This window comes from Streptomyces sp. NPDC058758 (assembly GCF_042746075.1).
GTDB lineage: Bacteria > Actinomycetota > Actinomycetes > Streptomycetales > Streptomycetaceae > Streptomyces.
This window is the reverse complement of the sequence record NZ_JBHYPS010000002.1, coordinates 172,238-186,112: the sequence shown is the minus strand read 5'-3', so window position 1 is coordinate 186,112 and position 13,875 is coordinate 172,238. Positions and strand designations below refer to the sequence as shown.

At 72.7% G+C, this 13,875-nt stretch carries 14 protein-coding genes; 7 read left to right on the top strand and 7 right to left on the bottom strand.

The genetic code is table 11. From position 1 onward, the window contains the following. The first annotated feature begins 9 nt into the window (after positions 1 to 9). Positions 10 to 1,725: a GAF domain-containing sensor histidine kinase gene (locus tag ACFW6A_RS03710; protein WP_386638478.1), complete on the top strand. Its 1,716-nt coding sequence runs from the start codon at positions 10 to 12 to the stop codon at positions 1,723 to 1,725. 45 nt (positions 1,726 to 1,770) lie between these two features. Here the strand turns inward: ACFW6A_RS03710 and ACFW6A_RS03705 are convergent, their stop codons facing one another. Next, positions 1,771 to 2,631 (bottom strand): Cof-type HAD-IIB family hydrolase, encoded by an 861-nt coding sequence (locus ACFW6A_RS03705; RefSeq protein ID WP_386638475.1) that lies wholly within the window; start codon positions 2,629 to 2,631, stop codon positions 1,771 to 1,773. A gap of 174 nt (positions 2,632 to 2,805) precedes the next feature. Continuing rightward, the gene (locus ACFW6A_RS03700) at positions 2,806 to 3,555 is read right to left on the bottom strand and encodes a hypothetical protein (RefSeq protein ID WP_386638472.1); all 750 of its coding nucleotides are present in this window, start codon (positions 3,553 to 3,555) and stop codon (positions 2,806 to 2,808) included. 203 nt (positions 3,556 to 3,758) lie between these two features. Here ACFW6A_RS03700 and ACFW6A_RS03695 point away from each other — a divergent pair, with 203 nt between their 5' ends. Together ACFW6A_RS03695 and ACFW6A_RS03690 are read left to right on the top strand one after the other, a co-directional pair. Then, on the top strand, positions 3,759 to 4,241 hold the full coding sequence (locus ACFW6A_RS03695) for a MarR family winged helix-turn-helix transcriptional regulator (RefSeq protein WP_386484145.1): 483 nt from the start codon (positions 3,759 to 3,761) through the stop codon (positions 4,239 to 4,241). Positions 4,242 to 4,340: 99 nt separating this feature from the next. Beyond that, a complete protein-coding gene (locus ACFW6A_RS03690) occupies positions 4,341 to 5,243 on the top strand; it encodes an LLM class flavin-dependent oxidoreductase (RefSeq protein ID WP_351842794.1) in 903 nt (300 codons plus the stop codon). A 25-nt stretch (positions 5,244 to 5,268) separates the two neighbouring features. Here ACFW6A_RS03690 and ACFW6A_RS03685 read toward each other — a convergent pair whose 3' ends face one another. The 5 genes from ACFW6A_RS03685 to ACFW6A_RS03665 form a co-directional block, all read right to left on the bottom strand. Further along, positions 5,269 to 5,721: a hypothetical protein gene (locus ACFW6A_RS03685; protein ID WP_351842792.1), complete on the bottom strand. Its 453-nt coding sequence runs from the start codon at positions 5,719 to 5,721 to the stop codon at positions 5,269 to 5,271. Positions 5,722 to 5,782: 61 nt separating this feature from the next. After that, positions 5,783 to 6,325: an RNA 2'-phosphotransferase gene (locus ACFW6A_RS03680; protein ID WP_351842790.1), complete on the bottom strand. Its 543-nt coding sequence runs from the start codon at positions 6,323 to 6,325 to the stop codon at positions 5,783 to 5,785. Positions 6,326 to 6,421: 96 nt separating this feature from the next. Continuing rightward, complete coding sequence (locus tag ACFW6A_RS03675) at positions 6,422 to 7,345, bottom strand: MerR family transcriptional regulator (protein WP_386638469.1); 924 nt, start codon at positions 7,343 to 7,345, stop codon at positions 6,422 to 6,424. A 122-nt stretch (positions 7,346 to 7,467) separates the two neighbouring features. Then, positions 7,468 to 9,267: an SDR family oxidoreductase gene (locus tag ACFW6A_RS03670; RefSeq protein ID WP_351842786.1), complete on the bottom strand. Its 1,800-nt coding sequence runs from the start codon at positions 9,265 to 9,267 to the stop codon at positions 7,468 to 7,470. Next, a complete protein-coding gene (locus tag ACFW6A_RS03665) occupies positions 9,267 to 10,112 on the bottom strand; it encodes a M24 family metallopeptidase (protein ID WP_386484140.1) in 846 nt (281 codons plus the stop codon). The genes ACFW6A_RS03670 and ACFW6A_RS03665 overlap by 1 nt, the downstream gene beginning before the upstream one ends. Positions 10,113 to 10,363: 251 nt before the next feature. On the opposite strand from ACFW6A_RS03665, the gene ACFW6A_RS03660 reads away from it, so the two are divergent. Genes ACFW6A_RS03660 through ACFW6A_RS03645 form a run of 4 tightly spaced genes read left to right on the top strand, consistent with a single transcriptional unit; the run spans position 10,364 to position 13,872 of the window. Further along, the gene (locus ACFW6A_RS03660; RefSeq protein ID WP_386484150.1) at positions 10,364 to 11,329 is read left to right on the top strand and encodes an ABC transporter ATP-binding protein; all 966 of its coding nucleotides are present in this window, start codon (positions 10,364 to 10,366) and stop codon (positions 11,327 to 11,329) included. Then, positions 11,326 to 12,228 carry an ABC transporter permease gene (locus ACFW6A_RS03655; RefSeq protein WP_386484138.1) on the top strand — a complete coding sequence of 301 codons (903 nt, stop codon included), beginning with the start codon at positions 11,326 to 11,328 and terminating at the stop codon, positions 12,226 to 12,228. Before ACFW6A_RS03660 ends, ACFW6A_RS03655 begins: the two co-directional genes overlap by 4 nt. Beyond that, positions 12,225 to 13,136 (top strand): ABC transporter ATP-binding protein, encoded by a 912-nt coding sequence (locus tag ACFW6A_RS03650; RefSeq protein WP_351842780.1) that lies wholly within the window; start codon positions 12,225 to 12,227, stop codon positions 13,134 to 13,136. The genes ACFW6A_RS03655 and ACFW6A_RS03650 overlap by 4 nt, the downstream gene beginning before the upstream one ends. Positions 13,137 to 13,152: 16 nt before the next feature. Then, a complete protein-coding gene (locus tag ACFW6A_RS03645) occupies positions 13,153 to 13,872 on the top strand; it encodes an ABC transporter permease (RefSeq protein ID WP_351842778.1) in 720 nt (239 codons plus the stop codon). Positions 13,873 to 13,875: the final 3 nt, after the last annotated feature.

Below are 13,875 nucleotides of genomic sequence, written 5' to 3'. Positions count from 1 at the left end.
CTCGGCTCCATGACCGCCGCCGCCACGCCCGATTCCCCGGACCCCCTGGTTGCCGCCACCGAGGCCACCCGCAGCCTCCAGGGGCTGTCGACGGAGCTGACCGCCCGGGTGCCGCAGCTGCTCGAAGCGATGCGGTCGGTGGGCAGCGGGCTGGAACTCCACACCACCCTCGACCGGATCTGCGAGACGGCCGCGGAGCTGGCGGGTGCCCGCTACGCGGCCATCGGGGTCGTCGACGAGGAGGGCAAGGGGCTCTCCGACTTCGTCACCCACGGCGTCGGGGAGGACGTGGCCCGCCGCATCGGGCGCCTGCCCGACGGGCACGCCGGGCTGCTCGGCGCGCTCATCCGCGAGCCCAGGACGATCCGGCTCGCCGACCTCTCCGCGGACCCGCGTGCGGCCGGCTTCCCGCCCGGCCACCCGGTTATGCGGACCTTCCTCGGCGTCCCCATCCGGGTCCAGGGCGAGATCTTCGGCAATCTCTACCTCGCGGAGAAGCGGAGCGGCGAGGAGTTCAACGACTACGACGAGCACATGGTCCGGGTCCTCGCGACCGAGGCGGGCATCGCGATCGGCAACGCCCGCCTCTACGAGGCGGCGCGTCAGCGCGAGCGGTGGATCGACGGCTCGGTCGCCGTGACCACCGCCCTGCTCTCCGGAGGCGACGCCGACGACGCCCTCGCCGTCGTGGCCGAACAGGCCCGGAGGCTCGCCGACGCGGACGCGGGGATCGTGCTGCTGCCGGCCGAGGACGGAGGGCTTGAGATCGTCGCGGTCTCCTCGGCCCGGCCCACCCGGTCCCTCGGCATGGTGATCCCGCCGGAGAGCCGGGTCGTGGAGCTGCTCCTGGAGGGCGAGGCGGTCTTCGTCCAGGACGCTTCCACCGACCCGCGCATGATCAGCCGGCTGACCTCCGCCTACGGGCCGAGCATGCTGCTGCCGCTGCAGAGCGGCGGCCGGGTCCTGGGCGCGCTCGCGATGCCCCGGGCCCGGGGGGACCGTCCCTTCTCGGAGGCCGAGCGGACCCTCGCCACCCAGTTCGCCTCGCAGGCCGCGCTCGCGCTGATGATGGCCGAGGCCCAGCGCGACCGGGAGCGGCTCGCGGTCTTCGAGGACCGCGACCGGATCGCCCGCGACCTGCACGACCTCGTGATCCAGCGGCTGTTCGCCACCGGGATGATGCTGGAGAGCGCGCAGCGGAAGGCGATCGTGCCGGCCGTCCAGGAGGGCGTCGGCAAGGCCGTGGACGAGTTGGACGTCACCATCCAGGAGATCCGTACGGCGATCTTTGCGCTCCAGCAGGGGCCGACGGAGGCGCCGTCGGGGCTGCGCACGCGGGTGCTGAGGGAGATCAACATGGCGGCGGTGCCGCTCGGCTTCAAGCCCGCGCACCGCTTCCTCGGCGCGATCGACGCCACCGTCGGCGAGCTGACCGGCAAGAACCTGATCGCCGCGCTCCGCGAGGCGCTCTCCAACGCCTTCCGGCACGCCTCGGCGAGCCGCATCGAGGTCGTCGTCGACGCGACCGTCACCCTGCCGGACGGCTCGCCCGGCGTACGGCTCACGGTCGCGGACGACGGCGTGGGTCTGCCCGCGGGCGGTCGCCGCAGCGGCCTGCGCAACCTCGCCCGCCGAGCCGAGTCCCTCGGCGGCGCGAGCTGGTGCGGCCCGGGCCTCGCCGAGGACGGCGGCGGCACGTCGGTGGTGTGGGAGGCGCCGCTCTGAGCGGGGCACCCGGGTGGTGCGGGGCGGGCCGGTGGTGCGGGGTGGTCAGCGGGTGCTTTTCTCCGCCGCTTCGGCGACGAGCTGTTCGATGACGACGGCGACGCCGTCGTCGTTGTTGCCGACGGTGCGGCCGGAGGCGGCGGCGATCACCTCGGGGTGGGCGTTGCCCATCGCGTACGAGCGGCCGGCCCAGCTCAGCATCTCGATGTCGTTCGGCATGTCGCCGAAGGCCACCACCTCGTCGGGCGTGATGCCGCGCTCGGCGCAGCAGAGCGCGAGCGTCGAGGCCTTGGAGACGCCGAGGGCGCTGATCTCGATGAGGGCGGTGGGGCTGGAGCGGGTGAAGGAGGCCAGGTCGCCTGCGGCCCGGCGGGCCGTCGCCAGGAAGACGTCGGGGTCGAGCTCGGGGTGCTGGGCGAGCAGCTTGAGGACGGGGGCGGCGGTGCCGGGCGCCTCCTCGTACAGCAGCTTCTCGGCGGTGGCGACGGTGGCGCCGGGGTCGAGGAAGAAGGGCGGGTACTGGGGCTCGTAGTGGATCCCGGTGGTCAGCTCGACGGCGAAGCTGGTGCCGGGGGCGGCGGCCCGCAGGGCCCGTACGACGTCGAGGGCGACGGGCCGGGCCAGCGGGCGGACCTCCACGAAGGTGCCGCCCGCGTGGAGGTCCACGACGGCCGCGCCGTTGGCGCAGATGGCGAGGCCGTGACCGTGGACGTGGGCGCTGACGACGTCCATCCAGCGGGCCGGACGGCCGGTGACGAAGAAGACCTCGATCCCCGCCCGCTCGGCTGCGGCGAGGGCGGCGACGGTCCGCTCGGAGACGGACTTGTCGTCACGCAGGAGGGTGCCGTCGAGGTCGGTGGCGACGAGACGGGCGGCGGGCCGGGAGGACGGTCGGGGAGAGGTCACCTTCTTATGGTGCCGCACCGGACGCACGGGCGTGCGGGTCCCCGCACATTTGAGTGGGTCGCGTGGTGAGGGCCCGTCCGGAGGTCTCGGCGACGGCCCGCCGGCCGGCGGCGGAGGGGCGGACGCCGTCGTCGGTGCGGAGGCCGGGGGCGGGGGCCCGGGCGGGGCGGGTGGTCACGCGGGGGTCTCCTCGTGGTGCGGGGGGCCGGTGCGGGCCCGGACGCGCGGGTCGGAGCGGTGGCGCGGCAGCAGGAACCCGGCCGCGATCAGCCACAGCAGACCGCCGAAGCGGGCGATCGGGAGCAGCACGGCGGCGCCGTCGAACAGCAGGGTGAGGGTGGACAGTTCCGCGACGGCGGCGAGGACGAGGCCGCCGAGGGCGAGCCCGCGGGGCAGCAGTCCCGCGAGCAGACCGGGCACGGCGATGCCGGCGACGAGCAGGCCCAGCGCCACCACGTGGCCGGGGCCGCCGGTCGCGAAGGCCAGTGTCTGGAGGGCGCGGACGACGCCCGTCTGGCCGAGTGCCTCGGGGCGGGAGAGCGTCCAGCTCAGCAGGGCGGACAGGCCGAGGAAACCCGAGGCGAGCAGGCCGCCGGCGAGCGCGATGGTGGCGCCGGGGGCGCGGACGCCGAGCCGGTGGAGGCGGGCGGAGGCGGTGGCGGCGTAGATCGCGAGCGGTACGGAGGCGCCGAACTGGAGCGTCGCGGCGATGCGGACGGCGTCGGTGTGGTCGCGGAAGTAGGCGGCGATGTCGTCGGTCGCGCCGGCGCCCCCGAAGGGCGAGGGGAAGGTGTCGCCGCCCGCCAGGGCGGTGCCGGCGACGAGCCCGGCGACGAAGAGGGCGGTGAAGACGAGGGCGAGCGGTCCGAGCGGGGGGCCGCCCTGGGCCTCGTGGCGCCGGGCGGTCTGGTTCTGGACGGCCATGGTCGTTTCCGTTCTCGGTAGAGAATGGTTCACCTTGGAGAATCATTCTTTTCGAGTACGATAACTCCGTGAGCAGCCAGGGGCAACGACCAGGGGAAGAGCGCGGGCCCGCCGAGGGGCAGGTCGGCGGATCGACCGGCGCACCGGCTGGCGGATCGAGTGGGGGGAGCGGCGGCGGACCCGCCGGGGCGCAGGGCGAGCGGATGCCGGGGCCGCGTGGGGCCGCGTTTCTGCTCGCGCAGCTCGGGGCGCACGCGGCGGGGCGGTTCGGCGAGCGCGTCGGCGGGCTGGGACTCGCCCCGCCGGACGTCGGCCTGCTGCGGATGATCGCCACCGACCCCGGCCGCAGCCAGCGCTCCCTCGCCGCCGACCTGGGCGTGGTGCCCAGCCGGGTCGTCGCCCTCATCGACAACCTGGAGCGGAAGGGCCTGGTGGAGCGGCGCCGCAGCACCGAGGACCGCCGCAACCACGAGCTGTACGTCTCCGACGCCGGCCGTGCCGCCCTCGCCGGGGTCCGCGAGGTGGCCGCCGCCCACGAGGACGACCTCCTGGCCGCGCTGGACGGGGCCGAGCGGGACCTGCTCGCGGAGCTGCTCGGCCGCGTCGCCGCGCAGCAGGGCCTCACCCCGGGCGTCCACCCGGGCTACCGCAACCTCTCCAAGCGGGCGGGGCGGCGGGAGGGGTAGGACTCACGGCCGGGCGGAGTCCCGCCGCGTGGAGTCCCGCCGGGCGGAGTCCCGCCGCGTGGGAGAGAGGGCTCCTCCCGTCCGTCGTACGCTCGGTGCATGAGTCTGCGCCTGAGCACCGTGATCCTTCCTGTCGACCGCTGGCACGAGGGTGGCCGTGCCACGTGGCAGCGCGCCGAGGAGCTCGGCTTCCACACCGCGTACACGTACGACCACCTGTCCTGGCGGTCCTTCCGGGACCGTCCGTGGTTCGGTGCCGTCCCCACGCTCACGGCCGCGGCTTCGGTCACGGAGCGCATGCGGGTGGGCACGCTCGTCACCTCGCCCAACTTCCGGCACCCGGTGACGCTGGCCAAGGAGCTGATCTCGCTCGACGACGTCTCCGGGGGCCGGGTCACCCTCGGCATCGGCGCCGGCGGCAACGGCTTCGACGCCACCGCGCTCGGCCAGGAGCCGTGGACGCCGAAGGAGCGGGCCGACCGGTTCGCCGAGTTCGTCCCGCTGCTCGACCGGCTGCTGACCGAGGACGCCGTGACGGAGAACGGCACGTTCTACTCGGCCGACGGGGCCCGCAACATCCCCGGCTGTGTGCAGCGCCCCCGGATTCCCTTCGCGGTGGCGGCGACCGGACCGCGCGGCATGCGGCTCGCCGCCCGCCACGGACAGGCGTGGGTGACGACCGGTGATCCCAAGCTGTACGAGTCGGGCACGGCGGCCCAGTCGGTGGAGGCCCTGCGCGGTCAGATCGAGCGGCTCGGCAAGGCGTGCGCGGAGACCGGCCGGGACGTGACCGAACTCGACAAGGTCCTGCTCACCAATTTCACCCCGGAGAAGAGCGCGGTGCTCTCCTCCCTGGAGGCTTTCGTGGACTTCGCCGGGACCCACCGGGACCTCGGCTTCACCGAGATCGTGATCCACTGGCCGATCCCGGACTCGGTCTTCGCCGCCGACCGGGCCGTCTTCGAGACCATCGCCACGGAGGCCCTCGGCCGCCTCGGCTGACCGGGCCGCGGGAGAGGACGTCGGTTCAGCGGAAGCGGCTGCTCAGCCACGGGGTGAGCGTCATCGTCGGGACCAGCTCCTTGTAGGTCTCGCCGCCGGGCACGGGGACGATCAGCCACTGGCCGGGCGGGAAGAACCGTCCCTTCACATGGGCCAGGCCGGTGTGGACCGCCCGGACGAAGCCGGGAACGGCGTCCCTGGGCACATCGGCGAACTCGATGCCGTCCACCGTGATCCGGGCGTCGCCCTCCGGGTGGAGCTGCACGGAGAGGTACGGGGAGCCGCCGAGCTCGATGAAGGCCTCGTGCGGCAGCGAGCCGTCCTCGTCCAGCACCCCGGAGGCGCCGGCGGAGGCGTGGCGGGAGGTCCGGTCCGCGCCGATGTCGTCGGTGACCGTGATCTCCAGGCGGAACTCCTCGGCGAGCGCGCGGACGGCGCCGACGGCGGCCTGGGTGCTGGGCAGGTGCGGAAGGGCCATGCCCCGATCATGCCCCAGCGGCCCAGGGCCTTCCGGGCGTTGCCCCGCGCGGGGCCGTCCCTCAGCCCGGGAAGCGGATGAACTCCGGCGGTACGGCTCCGGTCAGCCAGACCCCGTTGGCGCTGACCCGGAACTCGTGGCCCGCCCGGTGCATCGCGCCCGCGTCCACGCTCAGCACCACCGGTCGGCCGCGCCGGGCTCCGACCCGGGTCGCCGTCTCGCGGTCGGGGGAGAGGTGCACGTCGTGACGGGCCATGGGGCGCAGCCCCTCCGCCCGGATCGCGGGCAGCCGGTCCGCGACCGTGCCGTGGAAGAGGTACGCGGGCGGTTCGGCGGCCGGCAGGTCCAGGTCGACGTCGACGGTGTGGCCCTGGCTGGCGCGGATCCGGGTGCCCTCCACGGCGAACCGCTTCTTGTCGTTGGAGGCGACCACGTGGTCCAGCTCCGCGCGGCTGATCGGGAAGCCGTGGGAGGCCGCGGCGGCGAGCAGGGCGTCGATCTCGGTCCAGCCGTGCGCGTCCAGGGTCAGGCCGATCCGTTCGGGCTGGTGCCGCAGGTGCTTCGACAGGTACTTCGACACCTTCACCGTGCGACGTTCGTCCATCGTTCTTCCCCCTCCAGGTTTGGTCCACAGCCAACATGGGTTATCCACAGGCCAGTTGGTGATTCTGTGGACAACTACCCGGAAGAATCAAATGGTTTATTGAAGTGTGGGGTGATTACGGGCATTTGCCGCCAATATGTCCAATGTTCTTTTGTTGACCTCGCGTTCGGCGGCCGCCGTCACGAACGACGCTACGGCCTCCGGGCCGACCAGCGCCTGTACGGCCCTGATCGTGTCGGCCGGGATCTGCACCGGACGCGACTCCTCGCCCTGCGCGGGCAGCGGATCGGGGGACAGGTGGATCTGGAGGTGACGGGTCGCCAGGATCTGCATGGCCCTGGCCAGTTCGGCGTCCACGGTCTGCTGGGCGAGCGGGCGGAGCCGTCGCACCATCGTCGCCGCCTCGGCCGCGTCGGAGTCCGTCGGAGGACGGTGCTCCAGATAGCGGGAGAAGACGTGCTCGGTGGTGAACTCCAGGAAGCGCACCGCTATGTGCTCGACCTGTTCCCGAAGTTCCCGCAGGTGTCCGGTGATTGCCGACAGCGGGACGCCCGCCGCGTGCAACTCCACGGCCACCGCCAGCTCCTGGGGGCTGGGCACCAGGTACTCCTCGGTGTCCCGGCCCGGGATCCGCTCCAGGACGCCCAGCTCGACCGCCTCCCGGACGGCGTCCTCGTCCGGGGTGCCGCCGAAGCGGGCGTCGAGCTCCGCCCGGGTGATCCGGGCCGCCTCCTCGTCCGTCCACGGGCCCTGGACCTCCGCGACGAGCCCGAGCACCCCGCCGAGCCCCCTGCCGGTGTCCCACGCGTCGAGGAGCTCCTTGATCGAGGCCAGCGTGTAGCCCCGGTCCAGCAGGTCGGCGATCTGCCGCAACCGGGCCAGATGGCTGTCCCCGTACACGTTCGACCTGCCCCGCCGCTCCGGACGGGGCAGCAGACCGCGGTCCTGGTAGGCGCGGATCGTCCGGACCGTGGCCCCGCTGTGATGGGCCAGATCCTCGATCCGGTACTCCGGTCGCACTGCTGACTGCTCGGACAAAACCGCTCCCACCGGACGATCGCTCCACCCCGCGCGGGGCCCCTCCTGCGAGGGATCGTACGGCCGTCCGCCCGGCCCCCGGCCCCGGGCGGACGGCCGGGCCGCTACGCCGGCGGCTGCCAGCGGGCCAGGGTGCGCAGCACGCCCGGGGCCAGCCGGGAGAGGGCGTGGACCCCCCGCGCCTCCGGGGTGACCGGCACGACCGCGCGGTCGTGCAGCACGGCGTCCAGGATCGCGTCCGCGACCTTCTCCGGCGGGTAGTTGCGCAGCCCGTACATCCGCGAGGCCTTCCGCTGCCGCCGCTTCTCCTCCGCCGCGTCCGCGACCCCGGCGAAGCGGGTGGTCGCGGTGATGTTGGTGTTGACGATGCCGGGGCAGATCGCGCTCACCCCGATGGAGCGGTCGGCCAGTTCGGCCCGCAGGCACTCGCTGAGCATCAGCACCGCGGCCTTCGAGGTGCTGTACGCCGGAAGCGCCCGGGAGGGCTGGAAGGCGGCGGCCGAGGCGGTGTTGACGATGTGGCCGCCCTGGCCGCGCGCCACCATCTGCGCCCCGAACATCCGGCAGCCGTGGATCACGCCCCACAGATTGACGTCCAGGACCCGCTTCCACTCCTCGCCGGTGGTCTCGAAGAAGGAGCCGGTGAGGCCGATGCCCGCGTTGTTGACGAGGACGTCGACGATCCCGTACTCCTCGGCCACCTTGGCGGCCAGCTTCTCCATCGCCTGCTCGTCGGAGACGTCCACCGCCTCGCCCCAGGCCTCCGGGGCGCCGATCAGCCGGGCCATCTCCGCCGTCCGGGCCGCCCCCTCGGCGTCCCGGTCCACCGCGACGACCCGGGCCCCGGCCTCCGCGAAGGCGAAGGCGGTCGCACGCCCTATGCCGCTGGCGGCGCCGGTGACCAGCACCAGCTGGCCGCCGAACCGCTCCGCGTACTCCGGCCGCACCCCGCTCTTCGCCGTCGACCGCGCCACCGGCCGGGGCGCCCGTGTCTCCGGCTCCTCGTGGGTGCGGACGAAGTCCGTGATCCACGAGGTCAGCAGGTCGGGCCGGGTGCGGGGCACCCAGTGCTTCGCCGGCAGGGTGCGCCGGGTCAGCTCCGGCACCCAGGCGGCCAGGTCGTCGTAGAGCCGCTCGGAGAGGAAGGCGTCCCCGGTCGGGGTGATCAGCTGCACGGGCGCGTGCGCGAAGGCGTCGGCCCGGGGCCGGGAGAGGCGCGCCCGGACGTTGTCCCGGTAGAGCCAGGCGCCGTGGGCGGCGTCGCCGGGCAGCGAGGGCGTCGGGTAGTCGCCGGCCGGGACCTTCTCCATCCGCTCCAGGAGCTTCGGCCAGCGCTTGCCGAGCGGGCCGCGCCAGGCCAGCTCGGGCAGGACCGGGGTGTGCAGCATGTACACGTACCAGGACTTGGCGCCCTGGCCGAGGAGCTGCCCGACCCGGCGCGGGGTGGGCCGGGCCATCCGGCTCTTGATCCAGTGGCCGAAGTGGTCGAGCGACGGGCCCGACACCGAGGTGAAGGAGGCGATCCGCCCCTCGGTGCGGGCCACCGTGACGAACTCCCACGACTGCACCGAGCCCCAGTCGTGCCCGACGAGGTGGACCGGCCGGTCCGGGCTGACCGCGTCGGCGACGGCCAGGAAGTCGTCGGTCAGCTTCTCCAGGGTGAAGCCGCCGCGCAGCGGCGCCGGCGCCGTCGAACGCCCGTGGCCCCGCACGTCGTACAGCACGACGTGGAACTCCCCGGCGAGCCGCACCGCGACCTCGGACCAGACCTCCTTCGAGTCCGGGTAGCCGTGCACCAGCAGTACCGTCGGCCGGTCGGCGTCGCCGAGCTCGGCGACGCACAGCTCGATCCCGCCCGTCCGGACCCGGCGCTCCCGCGCCCCCTCCAGTCCCGCGCCCGCCATCACACCGCTCCTTCGTTCCACCGCCGCACGTGCGGCAGGTCGTCGTCCAGCCAGAACGCGCTCTGCTCGGGGTCCCCGGAGTCGGTGACGACCAGGATCTCCTCGAACTTCGCGCCCGTCCCCCGGAATCCGAGGTGCGGCTCGACCGCCCAGAGGCCCGGAGTGGGCGGGTGGTCGGAGAACTTGTACGGCGACCAGAGCGGCGACCAGCCGTCCCGGTGCCCGTGCACGGCATCGCTCAGCAGCCCCTTGAGGGACTGGGTGCCGAAGCCGAACAGGGTGGGGGCGAACCGCCGCTCCCGCACCCGGTCGATCTTGTGGGCGATCACGCCGAAGGGATAGGCCCGGTGCCGGTTGGCGTACCCCTGGCGGACCATGAGCCGGTCCACGTCCTCGTATATCTCGCGCAGGCTGCGGCGCTCGCGCACCTGGCGCAGGATCAGCTCGCGGTGCTCGCGCAGATCGGCGAGGAGCTTGTCGTGCAGCGGGTTGAGCCCGAGGCAGCCGCTGTAGCCGACGTCGGCCGTGTACCCCTTGTACACGGGCGCCATGTCGAGGATGAAGGGCATCCCCGCCTCCAGGCGCCTGTCGGTGGGGAAGAACTGCAGCGGGATCCTGAAGTCGACGAAGGCGGTGCGGTCGCCGAACCAGGCGAACGGGCGGTGGAACCAGTCCTTCACCCCCCGCTCGTACAGCCACTCGCGCTGCATCCGCGCCGCCTCGCGCTCGGTCACACCGGGCCTGAGCTGCGCCGCGACCGCTTCCGCGCAGGCGTAGGAGAGCTGCTGTACTTCCCTGAACCCCCGCAGTTCCGCGGTCAGTTCGCTTGCCACTGCTGAGGTCATGCCACCCGCCGTCCCGGTGTGAGCGTCCGGTCGCACTACGCGTCCGTAACTTGACACCGATGAATGTGACAATGCCCGGCGGCTACGTCAAGGGGTGTGCACGACCGCCTGTGGAAAACTCCCCCAAGCCGGGATCCGAACGACTTTCGTCTCGACCTTCCTCCGGGATCCGTACTCCCGAAGTCGGAGAGGGATCGAGCCGTAGGGCTGACGACCGCTGTGGCACGCGCCACTACCTTCGGAATGTGACTGTGATCGCCACCGAAAGCCTCAGCAAGCGGTTCCCCCGGGTGACCGCTCTCGACCGGCTCTCCCTGGACATCGGGCCCGGTGTGACCGGACTGGTGGGTGCCAACGGAGCCGGCAAGTCCACGATGATCAAGATCCTGCTCGGCCTCTCCCCCGCCACGGAGGGCCGCGCGGAGGTCCTGGGCCTCGACGTCTCGACGCACGGACCCGAGATCCGCGAGCGCGTCGGGTACATGCCCGAGCACGACTGCCTCCCGCCGGACGTCTCGGCCACCGAGTTCGTCGTCCACATGGCGCGGATGTCGGGCCTGCCGCCGGCCGCCGCCCGCGAGCGGACGGCCGACACCCTGCGCCACGTCGGTCTGTACGAGGAGCGCTACCGCCCCATCGGCGGCTACTCGACCGGCATGAAGCAGCGGGTGAAGCTGGCCCAGGCCCTGGTCCACGACCCCAAGCTGGTCCTGCTCGACGAGCCGACCAACGGCCTCGACCCGGTCGGCCGGGACGAGATGCTCGGCCTGATCCGCCGGGTCTGGACCGATTTCGGCATCTCCGTGCTCGTCACCTCCCACCTCCTCGGCGAGCTGGAGCGGACCTGCGACCACGTCGTCGTCATCGACGGCGGGAAGCTGCTGCGGTCCAGCTCCACCAGCGACTTCACCCGCACCACCACGACCCTGGCGGTCGAGGTCACCGACTCCGACGCCCACCCGGACGGCACCGGCGCCCTGCGCGCGGCCCTCACCGCCGCCGGCGTCACCCTCCACGCGGGCGTGGAGGAGGGCCTGCCCGGCGCCGGGCACATCCTGCTCCTGGAGGCCCCCGGCGAGGAGACGTACGACCTGGTGCGCGACACCGTCGCCGGCCTCGGCCTCGGCCTGGTCCGCATGGAACAGCGCCGCCACCACATCGCCGAGGTCTTCCGCCCCGAGGCCGCCGCGCAGCACGAGGAGGTCAAGGCCCGATGAGCAATCCCGCCCCCGAGGCCGCCCCCGACACCACCCGGATCCACAACATCGGATACCGGTCCTACGACGGCCCCCGGCTCGGCCGCTCCTACGCCCGCCGCTCGCTCTTCTCGCAGTCCCTGCGGGGGGCGTACGGCCTGGGCCGCAGCGCCAAGTCGAAGGTGCTGCCGATGCTGCTCTTCGCCGTGATGTGCATCCCGGCGTTGATCATCGTCGCCATCTCGGTCTACACGAAGGCCGACGAGCTCTTCGTGGAGTACACCCAGTACGCGATCCTCCTCCAGCTCGTCATCGCCGTCTTCCTGGCCTCCCAGGCCCCCCAGTCGGTCTCCCGCGACCTGAGGTTCCGGACGGTCCCGCTGTACTTCTCCCGCCCCATCGAGCGGGTGGACTACGTGCTCGCCAAGTACGGGGCGATGGCCTCGGCCCTCTTCATCCTCACCGCGTCCCCGCTGCTGATCCTGTGGATCGGATCGATGCTGGCCAAGATGGACTTCGCCCAGCAGGCCAAGCTGTTCGGACAGGGACTGGTCTCCGTCGCGGTCCTCTCGGTCCTCTTCAGCGGGATCGGCCTGGTCATGGCCGCGCTCACCCCGCGCCGCGGCTTCGGCGTCGCCGCCGTGATCGCCGTCCTCACCATCACCTACGGCGCGGTCTCCACCCTCCAGGGCATCTCCTACGCCACCGACAACACCGACGCCATCGCCTGGCTCGGCCTCTTCTCGCCCCTCACCCTCGTCATCGGCCTGCAGAACGCCTTCCTCGGCGCTCACGCCTCCTTCCCCGGCGAGGTGCCGGTCGGGGCCGGAGCCGGCGTGGTCTACCTCCTGGCCGTCCTCGGCCTCATCGCCGCCTGCTACGGCATCCTGATGCGCCGCTACCGAAAGGTCGGACTGTGAGCACCCTGCACATCGACCACGTCTCGCGCTGGTTCGGCAACGTCGTCGCGGTCAACGACATCACGATGTCGATCGGCCCCGGCGTGACCGGCCTCCTCGGCCCCAACGGCGCCGGGAAGTCCACCCTCATCAACATGATGGGCGGCTTCCTCGACCCCTCCACGGGCAAGGTGACCCTCGACGGCGAGCCGGTCTGGCGCAACGAGTCGGTCTACCGCTCCATCGGCGTCGTCCCCGAGCGGGAGGCGATGTACGACTTCCTCACCGGCCGCGAGTTCGTGGTGGCCAACGCGGAGCTCCAGGGCCTCGGCGCGGCGGAGGCCCAGCGGGCGCTGGCCACCGTGGAGATGGAGTACGCGCAGGACCGGAAGATCGCCACGTACAGCAAGGGCATGCGGCAGCGCGTGAAGATGGCCTCGGCCCTCGTCCACGAGCCGTCCGTGCTGCTGCTCGACGAGCCGTTCAACGGCATGGACCCGCGCCAGCGGATGCAGCTCATGGAGCTGCTGCGCCGGATGGGCGCCGAGGGCCGCACGGTCCTGTTCTCCTCGCACATCCTGGAGGAGGTCGAGCAGCTCGCCTCCCACATCGAGGTGATCGTCGCCGGCCGGCACGCCGCCTCCGGCGACTTCCGCCGGATCCGCCGCCTCATGACCGACCGTCCGCACCGCTACCTGGTCCGCTCCAGCGACGACCGGGAGCTCGCCGCCGCGCTGATCGCCGACCCGTCGACGGCCGGCATCGAGGTCGACGCGGTCGACGGCGGACTGCGGATCCAGGCCGTCGACTTCGGACGGTTCACCGAACTGCTGCCGAGGGTCGCGCGGGAGCGGGGCATCCGGCTGCTGACGGTCTCGCCCTCCGACGAGTCCCTCGAATCCGTCTTCTCGTATCTCGTCGCGGCCTGAAAGGAGCACGACCCCGATGTACGACCCCACGGTCGCCCGGCTCACCTACCGGGCCCTCCTCGGCCGCCGCCGGGCGGCGATCCTCTTCCTCCTGCCCGGCCTGCTCCTGATCATCGCCGCGGCCGTCCGGGCCATCAACGGCGCGGACGACCAGGTCGCGGCCGACCTCCTCGGCGGCTTCGCGCTGGCCACCATGGTCCCGCTGATCGGCGTCATCGCCGGCACGGGCGCGATCGGTCCGGAGATCGACGACGGCTCCATCGTCTACCTGCTCTCCAAGCCGGTGAAGCGGCCGACGATCATCGTCACCAAGCTGATCGTGGCCATCGCCGTGACCATGGTCTTCTCCGCGGTGCCCACCCTGATCGCCGGCTTCATCCTCAACGGCAACGGACAGCAGGTCGCCGTCGCCTACACGGTGGCCGCGCTGGTCGCCTCCATCGCCTACAGCGCGCTCTTCCTGCTGCTGGGCACGATCAGCCGGCACGCCGTGGTGATCGGCCTCGTCTACGCCCTGGTCTGGGAGGCGCTCTTCGGCTCCCTGATCGCCGGCGCCCGCACCCTCAGCGTCCAGCAGTGGGCCCTCGCGCTCGCCGAGAAGGTCACCGGCGAGGGGCTGATCAGCTCGGACGTGGCCCTGCCGACGGCGACGGTGCTGCTGGTCGCCGTCACCCTCGGCGCCACCTGGTTCGCCGGCCACAAGCTGCGCACGCTGACGCTGGCCGGCGAGGAGTAGCCG